This is a genomic window from Sphingomonas faeni (assembly GCF_023195535.1).
GTDB classification, from domain to species: domain Bacteria; phylum Pseudomonadota; class Alphaproteobacteria; order Sphingomonadales; family Sphingomonadaceae; genus Sphingomonas; species Sphingomonas faeni_B.
In genome coordinates this window covers 13,508-33,602 of record NZ_JALPNF010000006.1, presented here as the reverse complement: position 1 = coordinate 33,602, position 20,095 = coordinate 13,508, and the positions used below count along the sequence as shown (strand labels likewise).

Sequence of the window (20,095 nt, the reverse complement as noted above, 5' to 3'; positions counted from 1 at the left end):
CACCTGCCACACGCGGAGATCCCAGCTTTCGCTGGGATGACGGAGTGGGGTTAGGATGGCGGAGTATCTGGGAGAAACTTAAGGCCGACGCCCAGGGCACCCATAGACAATAATATTACGCATCGCCCGCGCAATGCATTCGATTTCACGCCTCAAGCCTTCCATTCCCGGTTGACCTGAACTCTGCCGCAGCGCAGCAGGGGATCATGGCTAGCCTCCCCGCAATCGCGAACAATTCCGACATCCGCTTCCTCGGCAAACTGCTCGGCGACGTCATCCGCGCCTATGGCGGCGAGCGTCTGTTCGAGGCCACTGAGACGATCCGCAAGGCGTCTGTCGAGCGCCACCGCGACGCCTCCGAAGGCAAGCCCGGCGACGATCGCGCGGTCGATCTCAGCCTCGAAAAGCTCAGCCTCGATGAGACGCTCGATTTCGTCCGCGGCTTCATGCTGTTCTCGATGCTCGCCAACCTCGCCGAGGACCGCCAGGGCATCGCCGCAGAAGACGGCGCCGACCTCGCCTCCGCGATCGCCCAGCTCGAATCCGAAGGCATCGACCGCACCCAGATCCGCAAGCTGCTCGACCACGCGCTGATCGCCCCCGTTCTCACCGCGCACCCGACCGAAGTCCGGCGGAAAAGCATGATCGACCACCGCAACCGCATCGCCGAGCTGATGGCGTTGCGCGATCTCGGCCGCGACACCACGCCGGATGGCGACAGCGTCGACGACGCGATCCTCCGCCAGATCGCTTTGCTCTGGCAAACCCGCGTCCTCCGACGCGACCGCCTCTACGTCACCGACGAGGTCGACAATGCGCTCAGCTATCTGCGCGATGTGTTCCTCCCCGCGCTCCCCGCACTCTACCAGCGCTGGGACCGCGCACTCGGCGAACGCACGCCTAGCTTCCTGCGCCCCGGCAGCTGGATCGGCGGCGACCGCGACGGCAACCCGTACGTCACCGCCGGCTCGCTGAAGACCGCACTGTCGAAGGCGAGCGAAGCGGTGCTCGGCTATTATTGCGACGCGGTGCACGCGCTCGGCGCCGAGCTCTCGATCTCCACCGAACACGCCCCCGCCGACGCTGCGGTGCAGGCGCTCGCCGACGCCAGCGGCGACGATGCCGCCAGCCGCAGCGACGAGCCCTATCGCCGCGCGCTCTCCGGCATCTACGCCCGCCTGTCCGCTACACACGACGCGCTCACCGGCAAGCACGCCCCGCGCCCCGGTCGCCTAACCGGCGAACCCTATGCGAGCCCCGCCGACTTCCGTGCCGACCTCGTCACGCTCGCACACGGCCTCGGCATCGCGCTGAAGACCGGCGGCGCACTCGGCCGGCTGATCCGCGCGGTCGAGACGTTCGGCTTCCACCTCGCCACATTGGACCTCCGCCAGAACAGCGCCGTCCACGAACGCGTAGTCGCCGAACTGCTGAACGTGGCCGGCGTCGAAGCAGACTATATGTCGTTCGACGAAGACCAACGCGTCGACCTCCTCAGGCGCGAACTGGCCAACGCCCGCCCGCTCACCTCGCGCTTCGCCGACTACACCGACGAGACCGCAGGCGAACTGGCGATCGTCCAGGCCGCCGCCGACGCGCATGCTGCCTATGGCCCCGCGTGCATCACCAACTACATCGTCTCGATGGCGCAGTCGGTCAGCGACCTGCTCGAGGTGAACCTGCTCCTGAAGGAAGTCGGCCTCTACCGTCCCGGAGACACGCCGACCGCCGCGATAATGGCGGTGCCCCTGTTCGAGACGATCGGCGATCTCGAAGCCGCCCCCGGCGTCATGTCCGCCTGGTTCGCGCTCCCCGAGATCGCCACCATTTCCAAGGCGCGCGGCCATCAGGAAGTGATGATCGGCTATTCCGACAGCAACAAGGACGGCGGGTATCTCACCTCCACCTGGCAGCTATCGAAAGCCTCGACCGCATTGAAACCCGTGTTCGCCGCGGCGGGCGTCGGCATGCAGCTGTTCCACGGTCGCGGCGGCGCGGTAGGACGCGGCGGCGGTTCGGCCTTCCGTGCTATCCGCGCGCAGCCCCCGGGCACCGTGCAGGGCCGCATCCGCATCACCGAGCAGGGCGAAGTCATCGCCGCCAAATACGGCACGCGCGATGCCGCGATGACCAACCTCGAGGCGATCGCGTCGGCCACGCTGCTCGCCAGCCTCGAGCCCGAACGCCTCTCCAACGCCGACAACGCCAGCTTCTCCGCAGCGATGGACACGCTCAGCGACACTGCGTTCCACAGCTACCGCGACCTCGTCTACGGCACCGAAGGCTTCCGCACCTTCTTCCGCCAGATGACCCCGATCGCCGAGATTGCCGGCCTCAAGATCGGCAGCCGCCCCGCCAGCCGCACCAAGTCCGACCGCATCGAAGACCTCCGCGCCATCCCCTGGGTGTTCAGCTGGGCACAGGCGCGAGTCATGCTCCCCGGCTGGTACGGAGTCGGCCGCGCGATCGCCGATTTCGAGGACAAGGCGCTGTTGAAGGACATGGCGCAAGGCTGGCCGCTGTTCGCCTCCGCGTTGGCCAATCTCGAAATGGTCCTTGCCAAGTCCGACATCGGCATCGCCGAACGCTATGCCGGACTCGTCGAGGACGACAAACTCCGCGAGATCTTCACCAAGATCCGCGACGGCTGGCACCAGACTCACGACGGGCTTTTGCAGGTAACAGGCCAGTCCCGCCTCCTGGAAAAGCACCCCGCCCTAGACGCCTCGATCCGCCTCCGCCTGCCCTATATCGAGCCGCTGAACCTCCTCCAGATCGAACTGATAAAACGCCGCCGAGCAGGCGAGGACGACCCGAGGATCGGCGAAGGCATCCTCCTCTCGATCAACGCCATCGCCACCGCCCTAAGAAACAGCGGCTAATCCTCCCCGGAACGGGGAGGGGGACCAGCGAAGCTGGTGGAGGGGGCGTGCGGCAAAAATACCAGCCGTGAGACTCGCCTTATCCAAGCGCAGCGCCCATAATCACTCCGACACAGCCGTAACGCCCGCGGCGCTCCCCCTCCACCCCGCCGCTACGCGTCGCGGTCCCCCTCCCCGTTCCGGCGAGGATAAAACGGCGCAGCGACATCCTCACGCACCCGCATCAACCGCCCAGTCCCCCGATCCAGCAAAGCCCAGGTCGTCACCGCCTCAAGCTTCACCTTCCCATCACCGCCCAAAAACCGAACATGCCGATCGAACCGAGCCCCCTTAGGCGCCCCCTCGACCCAAGTCTCGCCAACGACCGTCTCCCCCGCGACGACACTCCCGCGGTAATCGATCTCATGCCGCGTCACGACCCACACATACGCCAGCTTATGCTCGGCAGGCGCCACCGCCTCCCAATGCGCAGTCGCGATGGCCTGGATCCACTGCACCCAGACCGCATTGTTCACATGCCCAAGCTCGTCGATATCCGCGTCCTGCGCCGTGATCGAGAGCGTGAACCGGCTCACCCCGCGACGCCCAGCTGCCACAGCACGAACGCGTGTTCCTCGGCGCCCTCCCGCAGCGATTCGAACCGCCCCGACTTGCCGCCATGCCCCGCGCCCATGTTGGTCTTGAGCAGCAGCACATTGTCGTCGGTCTTCATCAACCGTAGCTTCGCCGCCCACTTCGCCGGCTCCCAATAGGTCACGCGCGGATCGTTCAGCCCGCCGCTGATGAACATCGGCGGATAAGCCTGCGCCTTCACGTTGTCGTACGGCGAATACGACCGGATCAGCTTGAACGCAGCCTCGTCCTCGATCGGATTGCCCCACTCCGGCCACTCGCCCGGCGTCAGCGGCAGGCTCTCGTCGAGCATCGTGTTCAGCACGTCGACGAACGGCACGTCCGCGATCACCGCGCCCCACAGCTCGGGATCGGAATTGACCACCGCCCCCATCAGCTCGCCGCCAGCCGACCGCCCCGCGATCGCGATCTTCCCCGCCGACGTCCACTTCGCGTCGACCAGCGCCTTCGCCACATCGACGAAATCGTTGAACGTATTCGCGCGCTTCTCCAGCTTGCCATCCAGATACCATTGCTGACCCAGATCGTCGCCACCCCGGATATGCGCGATCACATAGGCGAACCCGCGATCGAGCAGGCTCATCCGCCCCGTCGAGAAGCCCGGCGGGATCGCATAGCCGTACGCGCCATACGCATAGAGGAACAAAGGCGCCGACCCATCGCGAACGAACCCGGCCGGATACACGATCGAGACCGGGATCTCCGTCCCGTCCCGCGCGACGATCTTGAGCCGCTCGGTCGCATATTTCGCCGCGTCATACCCGCTCGGGATCTCCTGCACCTTGAGCATCGTCCGCTCACCGGTATCGACGTCATAGTCGTACACGGTGCCAGGCGTGACCATCGACTCATACCCAAGCCGCAGCACCGTCATGTCGTACTCGGGATTATCCCCCAGCCCTGCGACATAGCTCGCCTCGGGGAAGTCGATCCGCTTGCCCTCGGTCGGCGTCTCGTACCGGTGGATCGCGATCTGATCGAGGCCATCCTCGCGCCCGTCGACCACGAAGAAGTCCTGATAACACTCCACGCCCGTCATATAGAAATGCGGCGAGGCCGGAATCAGCTCGCTCCACGCGTCCGGCTCCTCGACCAGCGCGGTGCACAGCCGGAAATTCGGATCGACGTCGTTGGTATGGATGAACAGCGTCCCGTCATGCTCGTCCACGTCATATTCGCGACCGACCTTCCGCGCCGAAACGAGGATCGGCACCGCCAGCGGCTCGTGCGCAGGCAGCAGATACAGTTCGCTCGTCACATGATCGCTCGTCGCAATCACGATCCACTTGCGCGAACTCGTCTCGCCGACGCCGACGCGAAAGCCCTCGTCCTCCTCGTGGAACAGCACCACGTCCTCGGAAATCGGCGTCCCCAACCGGTGGAACCGCGCATTGTCCGTCCGCCACTGCTCGTTAGCCAGTCCGTAGAGAAAGCCCGCATCGTCCGCAGTCCAGACAATCTCGCTGAGCATCCCAGGGATCACGTCGGGCAGGTGCTCGCCGGTGTCCAGATCCTTGACCCGAACCTCGAAACGCTCGCTGCCATTGTCGTCGATCGCATAGGCGAGATAGCGCCCGTCATTGCTGACCGAGAACGCGCCGAGCCGAAAATACTCGTGCCCCTCCGCCAGCGCCGGCTCGTCGAGCAACAACTCGTCGTCACCGCCTGCGACGGGCTTGCGCCACCATTTCTTATACTGCCCGCCGGTCTCGTACGCGGTCCAGTACAGCCAATCGCCATCCTTCTGCGGCACCGAGGATTCATCCTCCTTGATGCGCGCCTTCATCTCTTCGTAGATCGTATCGACCAGCGCGGTATGCGGCGCCATCTGCGCCTCGAAATACGCGTTCTCGGCCTCCAGATATGCGAGCACGTCGGCGTCATCGACCTCCGGATAGTTCGGATCTTTCAACCACGCATACGGATCCTCGATCGTCACGCCGTGCGTGGTGAAGCTGTGCGGGCGCTGTTCGGCGATGGGGGGCGTGGTCATGCAGCGGTGTTAGCGGGGCCGCGGGTGGAAGCCAAACGCTGTAGCGTTGGGGAGCGGCTGAGGAAGAGTGCCAGCCACGCCCCATGCACCACCCCGGCGAAGGCCGGGGCCCAGTTGGAAAGGTTGCAGTAACGGCGCGCAGTCCTTCGTCACGACCGTCCCCCAATTGGGCCCCGGCCTTCACCGGGGTGGTGGCGGTTGGTGTGAGTGACGGTGCACCAACCGTGTTTCCCCGCGAAGGCGGGGACCTAGACTGGGCTCCCGCCTTCGCGGGAGAACTAAGGAAGAGCACCGTTCGATTGCGCTCTCCTCGCCCCTTGGGAAGTGTCCCGCCCCTCCCCACGCTGTCCTGCCGTGCCCCTTTCTGGCAGAACCCCCGCATCACCCGACATCGACCGACGAGAGACCCCAACATGCCGACCCACACCGACCGCCTAGCCGCCCTCCGCACCCAGCTCGCCGCCGAAGGCCTCAACGGCTTCGTCATCCCCCTAACCGACGAGCACATGAGCGAATATGTCGGCGGCTACGCGCAGCGCCTCGGCTGGCTCACCGGCTTCGGCGGCTCGGCCGGCACTGCCGTGGTCCTCGCCGACCGCGCCGCGATCTTCACCGACGGCCGCTACACGATCCAGGTTCGCGAGCAGGTCGACGGCACCCAATGGGCGTACGAACCCGTGCCCCAGACCAGCCCCGCCGCCTGGCTCGCCAAGCACGCCCCCGAAGGCGGCCGGATCGGCTACGACGCATGGCTCCACACCGGAACCTGGGTCGCCGACGCCACCACCGCCCTCGCCGAGCGCGGCGCCACACTCATAGCGGTGGACGCCAATCCCATCGACGCGATCTGGACCGATCGCCCCGCCCCCTCCCCCGCAAAACTGACCGTCCAGCCCGACCAGTTCACCGGCGCCTCCTCCGCCGAAAAGCGCGCCGCAATCGCCGACTGGCTGGCCGATCACAAGGCCGACGCGGTCATCCTCAGTGCACTCGATTCGATCGCCTGGGCGCTCAACATCCGCGGCGGCGACGTCGACCACACCCCCGTCGCACTCTCCTATGCGATCGTCGGCGCAGACGGCACCACTGACCTGTTCGTCGCCCCCGACAAACTCGACGACACCGTCCGCCAGCATCTCGGCAACGCCGTCCGCCTCCACGACCGCACCGCCTTCGCCGCCGCCCTCGCCACCTACGCCGGCAAGCGCGTCGCCGCCGATCCCGAGCGCGCCGTCGCCGCGATCACGCAAGCCCTCCAAGCCGGCGGCGCCAAGATCCTCCCGCTCCGCGACCCCGTCGTCCTCGCCAAAGCCATCAAGAACCCCGTCGAGATCGCCGGCCACCGCGCCGCCTCCGCGCGCGACGGCGCCGCACTCGCGCGCTTCCTGCGCTGGGTCGAGATCGAATGCGTGAAGGGCGGCCAGACCGAACTCAGCGCCGCCGCCAAGCTGCTCGCCTTTCGCGAACAGACCGGCGTCCTGAAGGACACCTCGTTCGACACGATTTCCGCGACCGGCCCCCACGGTGCTATCCCGCACTACCACGTCACTAAGGAATCAAGCGCCCCGATCGAGCCCGGCCAGCTCTATCTGATCGACTCCGGCGGCCAATATTCGGATGGCACCACCGACGTGACCCGCGTCATGCCGATCGGCGAACCCACCCCCGAAATGTGCAACCGCTTCACCCGCGTCCTGAAGGGCCATATCGGCATCGCCACCGCGGTCTTCCCCGACGGCACCATGGGCGGCCAGATCGATGCCTTCGCCCGCCGTCCGCTCTGGGAAGCAGGCCTGGATTTCGGCCACGGCACCGGCCACGGCATCGGCGCCTATCTCGCGGTCCACGAGGGTCCGCAACGCATCGCCGCACCCAACTACCCCGGTGGCGCAGCGATGGAGCCCCTGCGCGCCGGCATGATGCTCTCCAACGAGCCCGGCTATTACAAGGCCGGCGAATACGGCATCCGTATCGAGAACCTGATTCTGATCGAGCCGCGCACCATCCCCGGCGCCGACCGCGAGATGCTCGGTTTCGAAACGCTCACCTTCTGCCCGATCGAGCGCACGCTGATCGAGCCCGCGCTGCTGACGCCGCAGGAGCGCCAATGGGTCGACGACTATCACGCCAGGGTATTGGCGGTCCTTACCCCGGAAATGACCGACGCAAACGATCGCGCGTGGCTCGCGGCAAAGTGCGCGCCTCTCAGCTAGAAGGCTCGTCCCCAGGCGCAGGCGCAGCCCCGACGGCACGCGCCTGCGCCTTGCGCCGCCGCAGGTTCTCGCGCAGCGCCGCGGCCATGCGCTCGGCCTTCTCCGCCGCCTTTCGATCCCGATCATCCATAAATACGCCCTACATCTTGGCGGGACCGCTTGACAATCGCCCCGCCCTCGTCTCTTAGCCCCACTCCGCCGGCAGCGATGCCAGCGAGTGCTGCCGTAGCTCAGTGGTAGAGCGCATCCTTGGTAAGGCTGAGGTCGTGAGTTCAATCCTCACCGGCAGCACCAGTTTTCTGATTGTTGCCCCGCATCGTTTGCTTCGACAAGCACGATGCGGATGCGCCGACAAATCATCTCGAACCCTGGTATTCCTCGGGCGCCTGCTTCGGGCAGACTGTAGTCACAGCGCCGATGGTGGATCGACGGTGTCCGGCCGACGTACGCCGCGTCCGATTTATGATTCCAGTCTACGCGTCCGGTGCTAGCATCGGCACTGCCTCTTGTGTTGCTTAAATACAACACCATTTCAGTGCCAGACACTGACACCAAGACCCACAGGAATTCGTCATGAACATCGACAAATTCACCGACCGCGCGAAAGGCTTCCTGCAGTCCGCGCAAACCGTGGCGATCCGCATGAACCATCAGCGGATCGCGCCCGAGCATCTGCTGAAGGCGCTGCTGGAGGATGAGCAGGGCATGGCCGCCGGGCTGATCGCGGCCGCGGGTGGCGACGCCAAGCGCGCGACCTCGGAAACCGATCTCGCGCTCGCAAAGATCCCAGTCGTGTCGGGCTCCGGCGCGCAGACCACGCCGGGAATCGACAACGACGCGGTGCGCGTACTCGACCAGGCCGAGCAGATCGCAAGCAAGGCGGGCGACAGCTTCGTCACCGTCGAGCGCCTGCTGGTCGCGCTCGCACTGTCGCTCAACACCGCGGCAGGCAAGGCGCTGAAGGCCGGCGGCGTGACGCCCGAAGGTCTGAACACCGCGATCAACAGCGTCCGTCAAGGGCGCACCGCCGACACCGCGGGCGCCGAGGATCGTTACGACGCACTGAAAAAGTTCGCGCGCGACCTCACCCAGGCGGCGCGCGACGGCAAGCTCGATCCCGTCATCGGCCGCGACGAGGAAATCCGCCGCACGATCCAGATCCTCGCGCGCCGGACCAAGAACAACCCCGCGCTGATCGGCGAACCCGGCGTCGGCAAGACCGCGATCGCGGAAGGGCTAGCCCTGCGGATCGCCAATGGCGACGTGCCCGATACGCTGAAGGATCGCCGGCTGATGTCGCTCGACCTCGGCTCGCTGATCGCGGGTGCGAAATATCGCGGCGAGTTCGAGGAGCGTTTGAAAGGCGTGCTCGACGAGGTGAAGGCCGCCGAGGGCGACATCATCCTGTTCATCGACGAGATGCACCAGCTGATCGGCGCGGGTAAATCCGAGGGCGCGATGGACGCGGGCAATCTGCTCAAGCCGGCCCTCGCTCGCGGCGAACTCCACTGCGTCGGTGCGACCACGCTCGACGAGTATCGCAAGTACGTCGAAAAGGACCCGGCGTTGCAGCGGCGCTTCCAGCCGGTGATGGTCGGCGAACCGACCGTCGAGGACACGATCTCGATCCTGCGCGGGCTGAAGGAGAAGTACGAGCTCCATCACGGTGTGCGGATCACCGATGGCGCGATCGTCGCCGCCTCGACGCTGTCGAACCGCTACATCACCGATCGATTCCTCCCCGACAAGGCGATCGACCTGATGGACGAGGCCGCGTCGCGCATCCGCATGGAGGTCGAATCGAAGCCCGAGGCGATCGAGAACCTCGACCGGCGGATCATCCAGCTCAAGATCGAACGCGAGGCGTTGAAGCGCGAAACCGACGACGCGTCGGTCGACCGGCTCGACACGCTGGAGGGCGAACTCGTCAACCTGGAGGAGCAATCCGCCGAGCTGACGACGCGCTGGAAGGGCGAGAAGGACAAGATCAACGCCGAGGCGCGACTGAAGGAACAGCTCGATGCCGCGCGGCTCGAGCTGGAGCAGGCGCAGCGGTCGGGCGACCTCGCCAAGGCGGGCGAGCTTTCCTACGGCACTATCCCGGGGTTGCAGCGCCAGCTCGACGAGGCGGCGGGCGCAACCAAGGGCGCGATGCTACGCGAGGAAGTGACCGCGGACGACATTGCCGGCGTGGTCAGCCGCTGGACCGGCATTCCGGTCGAACGGATGCTCCAAGGCGAGCGCGACAAGCTGCTGGCGATGGAGTCGACGATCGGCAAGCGCGTGATCGGCCAGGCGCACGCGGTGAAGGCGGTCTCGACTGCGGTCCGCCGTGCGCGCGCGGGATTGCAGGATCCTAACCGGCCGCTGGGGTCGTTCCTGTTCCTCGGACCGACCGGCGTCGGCAAGACCGAGCTGACCAAGGCGCTGGCGGAGTTCCTGTTCGACGACCCCAGCGCGATGGTCCGCATCGACATGAGCGAGTTCATGGAGAAGCACGCGGTCGCGCGACTGATCGGCGCACCTCCCGGCTATGTCGGCTATGAGGAAGGCGGCGTGCTGACCGAAGCGGTGCGCCGTCGGCCATACCAGGTGATCCTGTTCGACGAGGTCGAGAAGGCACATGGCGACGTGTTCAACGTGCTGTTGCAGGTGCTCGACGACGGGCGGCTGACCGATGGCCAGGGGCGCACGGTGGATTTCAGCAACACGCTGATCATCCTGACGTCGAACCTCGGCAGCCAGTATCTGGCGAACATGGCAGAGGGCGACGACGTGTCGTCGGTCGAACCGCAGGTGATGGAGATCGTCCGCGCGCACTTCCGGCCGGAGTTCCTCAACCGGCTCGACGAAGTTATCCTGTTCCACCGCCTCGGCCAGTCGCACATGGCGCCGATCGTCGACATCCAGGTATCACGCGTCGACAAGCTGTTGGCGGATCGCAAGATCGTCCTCGACCTCACGGACGCCGCGCGGGCCTGGTTGGGGCGTGTAGGGTACGATCCGGTGTACGGCGCGCGGCCGTTGAAGCGTGCGGTCCAGCGCTATCTGCAGGACCCGCTCGCTGACATGATCCTGCGCGGCGAGGTGAAGGACGGTTCGACGGTGCACATCGATGAGGGCGACGGGAAGCTGGTTTTGGTGGTTTGAGGCAGGCCGCGATGTCCGCGGCAATCCGGGCAGACGCGGCCGTCGCTGACGACGCGGATGCACCATCACCGCGTCGTTAGCGGGAAACCTGCTAAAGGACCGTGGTGAAGAACCGACAAGGTTAGGTTCACCACGGTCCCATGGTCGTCGCAGCGCACCGACTTGCCGTTTGCCTATCTTGCGCCCCGCCTCCTAGGAAATCGGACGGAGCAACGGCATGTGCCCTTTACTGAGCGCCGGGAGCCGTCAGGGTGGGCAGCATGCTTCGTCCCAACTCCTGGCTGGAGCGGGCCGCCTGGTCCCACTCGGCCTTGCTCATGCAAACCTTACGCCGCGCGATGTTCGATCCGACTTGCGCATAGCGACGGCAGATCGGTTTTGGCTCGTCTTTAGCCGCTTGTGCTGCCGGTTCATTGGCCGATGCATTGCTTTGGAGCGCTGGCGGCGCGCCGGCCACAGTCAACGCCAACAGGATAATGCTGATCGTCATCGCTATTCCTTCGATTACGCCATCTGACATCGAAGACTATCAACGCCGATCGCCACGCTCAAACAAAAACGGAGGCAGGACTGGCCCACCTCCGTCATATAGTTGGTTAGTCAGATCCGCCTCAGATCAGAACCGAAGGCGGGCACTTGCTGCGAAACGGCGACCCAGGGCGTCGTACGTCGAGGGATAGACGTTGCCGCTGTTATAGGCCGTCGCGCCGAGCGTCGAACCAACAACCTTCGGCTTGTTGTCGAGCAGGTTCATTGCCGACAGCGTCAGGTCGAAATTGTCGGTGACGCCGAACCGGGTCGTCAGATCGAAATAATGCTCCGCACCGATGCGCTGGAACCGATCCAACGGACCACCGCCCGCAGCAATGTCGTCTGCGAGTGCGAGCGGCTCGTACTTCACCGCATCGACATAGCGCCACAACAGCGAGACGTCTGCCGCACCGATGGTCAGCGTGGTCCGCTGGTTGAAGCTGAACTCCGGCTGGATCGAGCCGCAGTTCACGCTGTAGTAGCCGACGCATTCGCGGTTGATGGACGTCGGAGTCGCCTGGAACTTCCTGCTGTTTGTCCAGGTGCCGATGAACGACAGTGCCAGGCTACCGAAGCCCAGATCGCTGCGGTAGTTCGCCGCCACATCGATACCGTCGGTCGTGAGGCGACCCAGGTTCGAAAGCGGCACCGACAAGCCATCGGCGCTGCCGTTCAGGCTGCCGTCGAGCGGATTACGCGATATCGCCTGGCAGCCGAGCGAGGTTGCTGCCTGAAGCGGCGTGTAGCAGGCACCAAGCACATCGCCGACCGTCGGAGAGGTGATCGCATCGCGAACCTTGATGTTGAAGTAATCGACGCTGATATTGAAGCCGCGCACGAATTCGGGCTGGAACACGGCGCCGACCGTCCAAGTGTTGGCCGTTTCCACACCCAGAGCGGCGTTGCCGCCCTGCCTGATGTTAACCTGCCCGGCCGACGGCAAAGGAATGTTGCCCACGAGAGCATTGGCCTGAGCCTGCGTGGCACCACCAGCAACGATCTGGGCGGCGCAAACGCCACCCAAGGCGCTGCCGGCGGTTACACCCGCACCCGCGCAGGGATCTAGGGCCGAATTGTCGAGACCGGTGACCAGTGGCGAGAACAGCTCGCCGATATTCGGCGCACGCGCCGCCTTCTGGTAGTTACCGCGGATCTTCAGGCTGGTGACGGGCTCCCAGGAGCCGCCTACCTTCCAAGTCCAGTTGGTTCCGGCTGTCGAATAGTCGGAAACACGGCCACCGGCTTCCAGCGTCAGGCTGTGGAAGAACGGCTTGTCCTCGACGAGCGGCATGATCAACTCGCCGAACGCTTCCTTGACGTTGTACTGGCCGGCGACGTCGGGCGATGCCGCGCCGTTGCCCAGCACTTCGTTCGGGCGCTGCGTCAGTTCGTCGGAGATCACCGCCGCGGTGTACTTGCGGTACTCGGCACCGAGCGCGAACGAAATCGCCTGCGTTGCGAACGGGCTGGCCACGCCGAAATCGCCATTCACAACGCCGTGAACCTGCGCGATCGTCGTGCGGGTCAGCGTGCTGTTCGTGACACCCAGAAGATAGCCGAGCTGATCGGGAGTGATCGTTCCGGCTTCACCGAACAGATTGATCGGCACGCAGCCATTCGACGGATCGACGCACGCGGTGGTGCTAGTCGCCAGCGAGGCCTGACGCAAACGGGTCAGCGTGCCGTTTCCGGTCTGGCGCTGAACATTCTCGCTCTCGCCGTAGTTACCGCCAAAATCGAAGCCGATCGTGTCGGTGATGTCGCCGCGGATACCTGCCTGATAGTCGAACACCGTCGTGGTGTAGGTCGACAGGCGCGGCCCGGCTTCGACGAAGCGCCGTGAAGCAACGGTCGTGAAGGTGCGATAGTCCGCGCTGCCGGGGGCGGCGGACGCCGCTGCGTTGCACTGTGCCACGGTCAGACCGTTTGCTGAACAGATCTGGCCACGCGCTGCGGCAGGCAAATAGGGATTCGAGTAGTTCATCGTCAGCGAGTTGCCGAACGTGCCGGACGACGCGATGACGGTCTGCACCGTGTTGCGCGAGAAGAGGCCACGGTTATAAATCTCGATGCCTGGCGTTACTTCATAATGCGCCGCGCCGAACATGTTGTAGCGCGTGAACGGCGTCTGGAAGATGTTCTGCGGGTTGAAATTGAACAGAGCAAAGGTTGGGACCAGCCGGCCGGTAGCTGGATCGATCTGCTGGTTCGTACCCAGGCCCAGGCCGGTGAAGCGTCCAGGAACGGTCGTGCCCGACCCACCTGCCAAGCCGGTGTACGAATCGATGTTGTTGACGGAAAAGTCGCGCTTGCCCTGCGTGACGGGATCCGCTTGCTGATAGCCGACACTGAACACCGCGTTGCCGCGCCCATCGCCGAAGTTCGCACCGATGGTCAGGTCTGCGCGGAACACATTGCCATCACCGCGCTCGGTGATCTGATTGCTGATGTTTGCTTCGACGCCCGAGAAATCGCGCTTGGTCACGAAGTTGACGACGCCGGCCACTGCGTCTGCACCGTAGGTGGTGGACGCACCACCGGTCAGAATGTCCGTACGCTCGACCAACGCGAGGGGGATGTTGTTTAGATCGACCACGCCGGCCAGACCCGACGGCGCGATACGCCGACCATCGAGAAGGACGAGGTTGCGGTTCGTACCAAGGCCACGAAGATCGACGAACGATGCGCCGCCGTTGCCGTTGTTCACGGCGCTGCCGATCGAAGGGACGACACCGGGCAGTTCGCGCAGGAACTGTTCGGCGACGTTGGTCTGGCGAAGCTGCAGCTCCTCCGAGGTCACCGAATTGATCGGCGACGACTGAACCAGGTTTGGATTACGAACCAGCGTACCGGTAACGACGATGTCACCGCCATTCGCAGCCGCATCTTGGCCCTCGGCGGGCGCAGCGCCGTTGGGCGTGGAGATCTGGCCAGCGTCCTGCGCGTGCGCAGAGGTGCTCGCAACCAACGCAATACCCACCAAAAGGCTCGAGGCGAGCAAGCGCCCCCGGAAAATGTTCGTCATATAAACCCCTTTATTTGGCCGCCCTGTTAGGGTTCGGGCCGAACAATCGCACCGGCGGCATGCCGCGGATGACCGAAGATTGCGTACATTACCGCGATTGCACAACGTCGATCGGTTCCATTCCGCCTATTTTTGATCGATTGTACCATTTGTGTCACACTCATACGGGTTCGCAACACCCGGGGTCTCGGGGGATGTGGAGAGGACGCTCGACTTCGATCGGCAAAGTCGACAGACATCGATCTTCACGCACAGCGGATGCAACGACATGGGTTTCTTAAGACCGCTCGGGCTCGCCGGCCTTCTGTTCTCCGTTACCGCCGTTGCGCAGGATGGCCGGTTAGCCAATCCGCTGACGGGAATCGTACGCTGCCGGGCAATCCAGGCCGACGCCGAACGTCTTGCGTGCTTTGACGCGGCGGCGGCATCGGCGAGCATCGCCGAGCGATCCGGCGATATCCTCGTGATCGACCGCAAGCAGGTGGTCGCGGACAAGCGGGCGGGGTTCGGCCTGCCTAGTCGTCCAACCGATCTTTTCGGGGGAGGTGCCGCGGACAAGGCGACCAAAGTCGACCAGCTCGATTCGACGATCCGATCGGCCATAGCCGCCGCCAGTACCGGCCGCTGGAATTTACGCCTGGCGGACGGCACCGAATGGCAGACCATCGATGCGATCCCCGCCCCGCCCAGGCCTGGCACCGCGATCTTGGTAAAACAGGCCTCGCTCGGCGGTTATCGCGCGACAATCGGCAAGGGACGCTCAGTTCTCGTGAAGCGATTGCGCTGAGCCCGGCATCGCCCCCGCCGCCAGCATCGGGTCCAGTTTCGCATCACCCCATTTGAGACTCCAATGGAGGTGCGGGCCCGTCGCCCTGCCGGTCATGCCGACGGCGCCGATCGGTTGGCCTTGGCGCACGTAGTCGCCGGGTTTCACGTCGATGCGGGACAAGTGCAGGAACGCGCTGTTGAGGCCCATGCCGTGGTCGAGCATCAGGAGGTTGCCCTCCAGCGTGAAGGGGCGGTCGGCGGCGAGGATCACGACGCCGCCGGCGGGGGCGGTGACGATCGCGCCGGTTGGTTTGGCGATGTCGGTGCCCGAGTGATAGCTGCCGGGCTCGCCCTTGTAGACGCGTTGCGAACCGAACAGGCCGGATATGCGGCCGGTGGCAGGCCAGGCGAAGGACTGGCGCCAGCCCTGTGCATCCGTGGTGCGAGCGCGGGCGGCGACGATCTGCGCGAGTTCGGGCGGGCGGAGTTTCGCGAACACCGGGTCGGGTGCGGGGAATTTCGGAAGCGTGTCGAGGCGCTCGATCCGCCAGGCGCGCGGCGCGATCGTGAGACTTTGCGTAACACTGCGACCGTCCGCGAGCGTCGCGGTCAGCGAGGCTTGCGGGCCGGCGTCGCGGTCGAAACCGGCGAGGAAGCGACCGTCCGGGGATAGCGCGATCGGCTTGCCGTCGAGCGCGACCGAGCGCGTACCGGCGGGAGCGGTGCCCAGGATCAGGCCGCCCTGGCTGAGCGTGCCGGTCCAGCGGAAGGCGGATTGGCTTGCGGTAGTCGGGGGCGGCGGTTGCTGGGCGGTGGCGCTGGTCGCGGCCAGCAGGACGAGCAACGCCGCCCGCATCATCGCCACTTGGATCACCGGGGCGCCATCGCTTCGCTGGCTGCCGCTGCAGTCGAATAGGCTTCCTGGCGGGCGACGCTCCAGTAGCGCAGATCCTCCAGCGCAATGCGGTGGCCGGTGGCGGCGCAGGGGACGTGGTCGCCCGGGCTGAGCACGCGGAATCCGTTGGCCATATAATGCAGCCGCGCGGCGCGGTCGGAGTTGGACATCAGCATTGCGGGTCTTCTCTACAGCAGGGTGGGCTGGCGTGGCGCCGGATCGGGCGCGGCCTTCGCCTTGGGGGCAGCATAGGTTTTGGCGGCGGGGCGCTCAAGGCCGGTGTCCGTGACCGCGTCGACCACACCGTCGCGGAAGTGGAGCGTCAGCGTCCCCGCGTCGCGCGCCGATTTGGCGGAGGCGAGCGTCTCGCCGCCGGGACGCGCGGTGACGCGGGCATAGCCGCGGTCGAGGATCGCGTCGGGGTTGAGCGACTGGACGAGGCGCCAGGTCGCGTCGAGCTGCGCGCGTTTGGCTTCGAGTTTACGCTCGAGCGTGGCGGGCCGGAGTGCGGCGCCCGAGCGGTCGAGACTGCCGCGCGCCAAGGTCAGGCGACGCTCCAGCCCACGATCCAGACGCTGGCCGAAATCGTCCGCACGCTGGCGTTGCGGCCCGAGCAACTGGTCGCGCTTCGGCAGCAGCCGCGCCAGCGCGTCGAGGCGCTCGCGACCGCGCTCGACATGACGGCGGGCGCAGCGTTCGGTGCGGTTGCGGTGGCTGTCGATCGTCAGCCGCAGGTCGGCGAGCACCGGCACCGCGATCTCGGCCGCCGCGGTCGGCGTCGGCGCGCGGAGGTCGGCGGCGAAATCGCACAAGGTCGTGTCGGTCTCGTGGCCCACGGCGGAGATGATCGGGATCGTGCACGCCGCCACAGCACGCACGACGACCTCCTCGTTGAACGACCACAGATCCTCGACCGAGCCACCGCCGCGCGCGACGATCACGAGATCGGGCCGCGGTACCGGACCGCCGGGGACCAGCGCGTCGAACCCGCGGACGGCGGCGGCGATCTCGGCGGCGGAACCCTCGCCCTGCACCTTGACCGGCCAGACGATGACGTGCGTCGGGCAGCGATCCTCGAGCCGGTGGAGGATGTCGCGGATGACGGCGCCCGTCCCCGAGGTGACGACGCCGATCACCTTCGGCATGAACGGCAGCGCCTTCTTCCGCGTACCGTCGAACAGCCCCTCGCCCGCCAGCTTCGCCTTCAGCTTTTCGAGCAGCGCCATCAGCGCGCCCGCGCCTGCCAGCTCCATCCGCTCGATGACGATCTGGTATTTGGAGCGGCCGGGATAGGTGGTGAGCTTGCCGGTCGCGATCACCTCGATGCCGTCCTGCGGCACGAAGGCGAGGCTCGACGCATTGCCCTTCCAGATGACGCCGTCGATCACCGCCTGGTCGTCCTTGAGCGACATATAGCAATGCCCCGACGCGACGCGCTTCCAGCCCGAGATCTCGCCGCGCAGCCGGACATGGCCGAACTCGCCCTCGACCATACGCTTCAGCTTGAAGGAGAGTTCGCCGACCGACATCGCCAGTGCGTTGTCGCCGGGGACTTGCTCGGCTACCAGCCGCCCCATGTCGCTGGACAATTCATCGGAAAAGGGATCGGGCATGAACGTCCTGCTGCTGGGCTCGGGGGGTCGCGAACATGCGCTCGCGTGGAAGCTGGTGCAATCTCGCGGCCTCGATACGCTGTATGCCGCGCCGGGCAACCCCGGGATCGCGCGCATTGCGACGCTCGTGCCGCTGGATGCGACGGATCATGCCGCGGTCGTCGCGTTCGTGCGCGAGCATGAGGTCGGGCTGGTCGTGATCGGGCCGGAAGCGCCGCTGGTCGACGGGCTGGCGGACACTTGCCGCGCGGCGGACATTCCGGTGTTCGGGCCGTCGAAGGCGGCGGCGCAGCTCGAGGGGTCGAAGGGCTTCACCAAGGACCTGTGCCTGCGCGCCGGCATTCCGACCGCGGGCTATGTCCGCGTGAAGACCCGCGCAGAGGCGGATGCCGCGCTCGCCCGCACCTTCTCGCTGCCGGTCGTCATCAAGGCGGACGGCCTCGCTGCGGGCAAAGGCGTGGTCATCGCGTTCAGCGCCGCCGAGGCAGATGCCGCGCTCGACGCGCTGTTCGCCGACGGGGAAGCCGAGGCGGTGATCGAGGAATTCCTGGAGGGCGAGGAGGCGAGCCTTTTCGTGCTGACCGACGGCGTGGCGCTGATGCCGTTCGGCTCCGCGCAGGATCACAAGCGCGTTGGCGAGGGCGATACCGGGCCGAACACCGGCGGGATGGGCGCATACAGCCCAGCGCTCGTGCTGACGCCTGCGCTGGAAAAGCGCGCGATCGACGAGATCGTCGCGCCGACCGTCGCGGCGATGGCAGCGGAAGGCATGCCCTTCAGCGGCGTGCTGTATGCGGGGCTGATGCTGACGCCGCAGGGGCCGAAGCTGATCGAATATAATGCGCGGTTCGGGGATCCCGAGACGCAGGTGCTGATGATGCGCTTCCAGGGCGACCTGCTCGCGACGATGCTGGCGGTGGCGGAAGGACGGCTCGGCGATATGCCGGCGGCGAAGTTCAGCGACGAGACTGCGCTGACGGTGGTGATGGCGGCTGAGGGCTATCCGGGGACGCCCAAGGCGGGCGGCGCGATCGTCGGGCTGGATTCGGCGCGGGCGGCTGGCGGCACGGTGTTCCATGCGGGCACGCGGCTCGAGGACGGCGGGCTGGTCGCGTCGGGCGGGCGAGTCCTCGCGGTGACGGCGACCGGCGACGACGTCGCGACGGCGCAGGCGAACGCCTATCGCGCGGTCGAGGCGATCGATTTCGCGGAAGGCTTCTACCGCCGCGACATCGGCTGGCGCGAGATCGCGCGCGAGGCTTGATGCACGTCTGATCCTCCCCCGCCAGGGGGAGGTGGCTGGCGCTTGCCAGACGGAGGGGGAGGAAAGGGTAACCCCTGTTCCGCGTCCTCCCCCTCCGTCACCTTCGGCGACACCTCCCCCTGGCGGGGGAGGATCAGACATGGCTACCTAACCCAATTACCTCTCGCCGCCTCCCTCGCGTGGCGCTACGAGTATGAGCATGAACGAAACTTCCGCGACCTCCGCCTCGGGCATGAGCCTGCTGCCCGACGGCATCGCCACGCTGACCGCGATCCACTTCACGATCATCGCCGTGGTGGCGATGCTCGTCGTGATCGGCCTGATCTGGGGCATCAAGGCGAAACGCAGCCGCGTGAAGGCGTCGCGCGACGTGATCGCGAATGCCAAGGAAGCCGGCGTTGCTCCGGTACCGGTCGAGTCGCCGCGCGCGCCAGCTCCCGAGCCGGCACCCGTCGCGCTGGCTCCAGCCCCGCCGCACGGGGCCGAGCCGCGCAGGGCCGAGCAGTCCCAGACGCAAACGCGGACGGTCGCTCCTACCCCGGCACCATCGCCATCGCCCTCGCCCGCGCCATCGCCATCGCCATCGCCCACGATCGAGCGCACGGCCGCGCCCGCCGCGCCGCAGCCGCCGATCATCGACGAACCGGCCCCCGCCCCCACGCAGTTGGCGCCCAGCCCGGCTCCCGAGCCAGCGGTGCCGGCCCCAGCCGAATCCGCCCCGATCGCCCCTCCCGTGTCGGCGCAATCCTATGCCGATGGTCCGGTGACGCAGTTGAAGGGACTCGGGCCCAAGGTCGCGACGCAGCTCGGCGCGCTCGGCGTCACGACGGTCGGCCAGATGGCCGCGCTGTCGGAGAGCGAGGCGCAGTCGATCGACGCACAGCTCGGCAATTTCACCGGACGGATGGGGCGCGATCGCTGGATCGAACAGGCGCGGTTGCTGGCGGCCGGCGACAAGGCAGGCTTCGAGGCGGTGTTCGGCAAGCTGTAACCCGCGTCGGTCGATCGACCGGCAGCACGACACGCGCACGCGGCGGATGTCGATTGGCTCTATGCCGCGCGGGCGGCGACGGGCATGTCACGCGGTGTCGTACCTCGAAGTATGAGGGCGGTATTAGACAGGGCGAT

At 66.2% G+C, this 20,095-nt stretch carries 14 protein-coding genes and 1 tRNA gene; 7 read left to right on the top strand and 8 right to left on the bottom strand.

The features are described 5' to 3' along the window. The first annotated feature begins 206 nt into the window (after nt 1–206). On the top strand, nt 207–2,882 hold the full coding sequence (gene ppc, locus SPHN_RS12305; protein ID WP_248523726.1) for a phosphoenolpyruvate carboxylase: 2,676 nt from the start codon (nt 207–209) through the stop codon (nt 2,880–2,882). Nucleotides 2,883–3,034: 152 nt separating this feature from the next. On the opposite strand, the gene SPHN_RS12300 is transcribed toward ppc, so the two are convergent. Continuing rightward, nucleotides 3,035–3,457, bottom strand: coding sequence for an acyl-CoA thioesterase (locus SPHN_RS12300; RefSeq protein ID WP_248523724.1), 423 nt, complete (start codon nt 3,455–3,457; stop codon nt 3,035–3,037). Beyond that, the gene (locus SPHN_RS12295; protein WP_248523722.1) at nt 3,454–5,508 is read right to left on the bottom strand and encodes a S9 family peptidase; all 2,055 of its coding nucleotides are present in this window, start codon (nt 5,506–5,508) and stop codon (nt 3,454–3,456) included. Before SPHN_RS12295 ends, SPHN_RS12300 begins: the two co-directional genes overlap by 4 nt. A 413-nt stretch (nt 5,509–5,921) precedes the next feature. Here SPHN_RS12295 and SPHN_RS12290 point away from each other — a divergent pair, with 413 nt between their 5' ends. After that, nucleotides 5,922–7,721, top strand: coding sequence for an aminopeptidase P family protein (locus SPHN_RS12290; protein ID WP_248523720.1), 1,800 nt, complete (start codon nt 5,922–5,924; stop codon nt 7,719–7,721). Here the strand turns inward: SPHN_RS12290 and SPHN_RS12285 are convergent. Further along, the gene (locus SPHN_RS12285) at nt 7,714–7,851 is read right to left on the bottom strand and encodes a hypothetical protein (protein ID WP_248523718.1); all 138 of its coding nucleotides are present in this window, start codon (nt 7,849–7,851) and stop codon (nt 7,714–7,716) included. The genes SPHN_RS12290 and SPHN_RS12285 overlap by 8 nt on opposite strands. Before the next feature lie 89 nt (nt 7,852–7,940). On the opposite strand from SPHN_RS12285, the gene SPHN_RS12280 reads away from it, so the two are divergent. Together SPHN_RS12280 and clpB are read left to right on the top strand one after the other, a co-directional pair. Continuing rightward, a tRNA-Thr gene (locus tag SPHN_RS12280) sits at nt 7,941–8,015 on the top strand. Nucleotides 8,016–8,294: 279 nt separating this feature from the next. Continuing rightward, entirely contained in the window at nt 8,295–10,871 is a 2,577-nt protein-coding gene (gene clpB / locus SPHN_RS12275; protein WP_248523716.1) for an ATP-dependent chaperone ClpB, read from the top strand. 226 nt (nt 10,872–11,097) lie between these two features. Here the strand turns inward: clpB and SPHN_RS12270 are convergent, their stop codons facing one another. Both SPHN_RS12270 and SPHN_RS12265 read right to left on the bottom strand, forming a co-directional pair. Beyond that, nucleotides 11,098–11,361 (bottom strand): hypothetical protein, encoded by a 264-nt coding sequence (locus SPHN_RS12270; protein WP_248523714.1) that lies wholly within the window; start codon nt 11,359–11,361, stop codon nt 11,098–11,100. A 126-nt stretch (nt 11,362–11,487) separates the two neighbouring features. Next, on the bottom strand, nt 11,488–14,427 hold the full coding sequence (locus tag SPHN_RS12265) for a TonB-dependent receptor domain-containing protein (RefSeq protein WP_248523712.1): 2,940 nt from the start codon (nt 14,425–14,427) through the stop codon (nt 11,488–11,490). Between the two features lie 268 nt (nt 14,428–14,695). Here SPHN_RS12265 and SPHN_RS12260 point away from each other — a divergent pair, with 268 nt between their 5' ends. Beyond that, nucleotides 14,696–15,214 (top strand): hypothetical protein, encoded by a 519-nt coding sequence (locus SPHN_RS12260; RefSeq protein ID WP_248523710.1) that lies wholly within the window; start codon nt 14,696–14,698, stop codon nt 15,212–15,214. Here SPHN_RS12260 and SPHN_RS12255 read toward each other — a convergent pair. Genes SPHN_RS12255 through xseA form a run of 3 tightly spaced genes read right to left on the bottom strand, consistent with a single transcriptional unit; the run spans nt 15,188 to nt 17,703 of the window. Beyond that, nucleotides 15,188–16,051: a M23 family metallopeptidase gene (locus SPHN_RS12255; RefSeq protein WP_282580565.1), complete on the bottom strand. Its 864-nt coding sequence runs from the start codon at nt 16,049–16,051 to the stop codon at nt 15,188–15,190. The two genes, SPHN_RS12260 and SPHN_RS12255, sit on opposite strands and share 27 nt — an antisense overlap. A 14-nt stretch (nt 16,052–16,065) precedes the next feature. Beyond that, entirely contained in the window at nt 16,066–16,266 is a 201-nt protein-coding gene (locus SPHN_RS12250; protein WP_132897415.1) for a DUF2093 domain-containing protein, read from the bottom strand. A 12-nt stretch (nt 16,267–16,278) separates the two neighbouring features. Continuing rightward, the gene (gene xseA, locus SPHN_RS12245; protein WP_248523708.1) at nt 16,279–17,703 is read right to left on the bottom strand and encodes an exodeoxyribonuclease VII large subunit; all 1,425 of its coding nucleotides are present in this window, start codon (nt 17,701–17,703) and stop codon (nt 16,279–16,281) included. Between xseA and purD the strand changes: the two genes are divergently transcribed. Both purD and SPHN_RS18440 read left to right on the top strand, forming a co-directional pair. After that, nucleotides 17,702–18,967 carry a phosphoribosylamine--glycine ligase gene (gene purD, locus SPHN_RS12240; protein ID WP_248523706.1) on the top strand — a complete coding sequence of 422 codons (1,266 nt, stop codon included), beginning with the start codon at nt 17,702–17,704 and terminating at the stop codon, nt 18,965–18,967. The two genes, xseA and purD, sit on opposite strands and share 2 nt — an antisense overlap. 199 nt (nt 18,968–19,166) lie before the next feature. Further along, on the top strand, nt 19,167–19,958 hold the full coding sequence (locus tag SPHN_RS18440; RefSeq protein WP_282580561.1) for a hypothetical protein: 792 nt from the start codon (nt 19,167–19,169) through the stop codon (nt 19,956–19,958). Nucleotides 19,959–20,095: the final 137 nt, after the last annotated feature.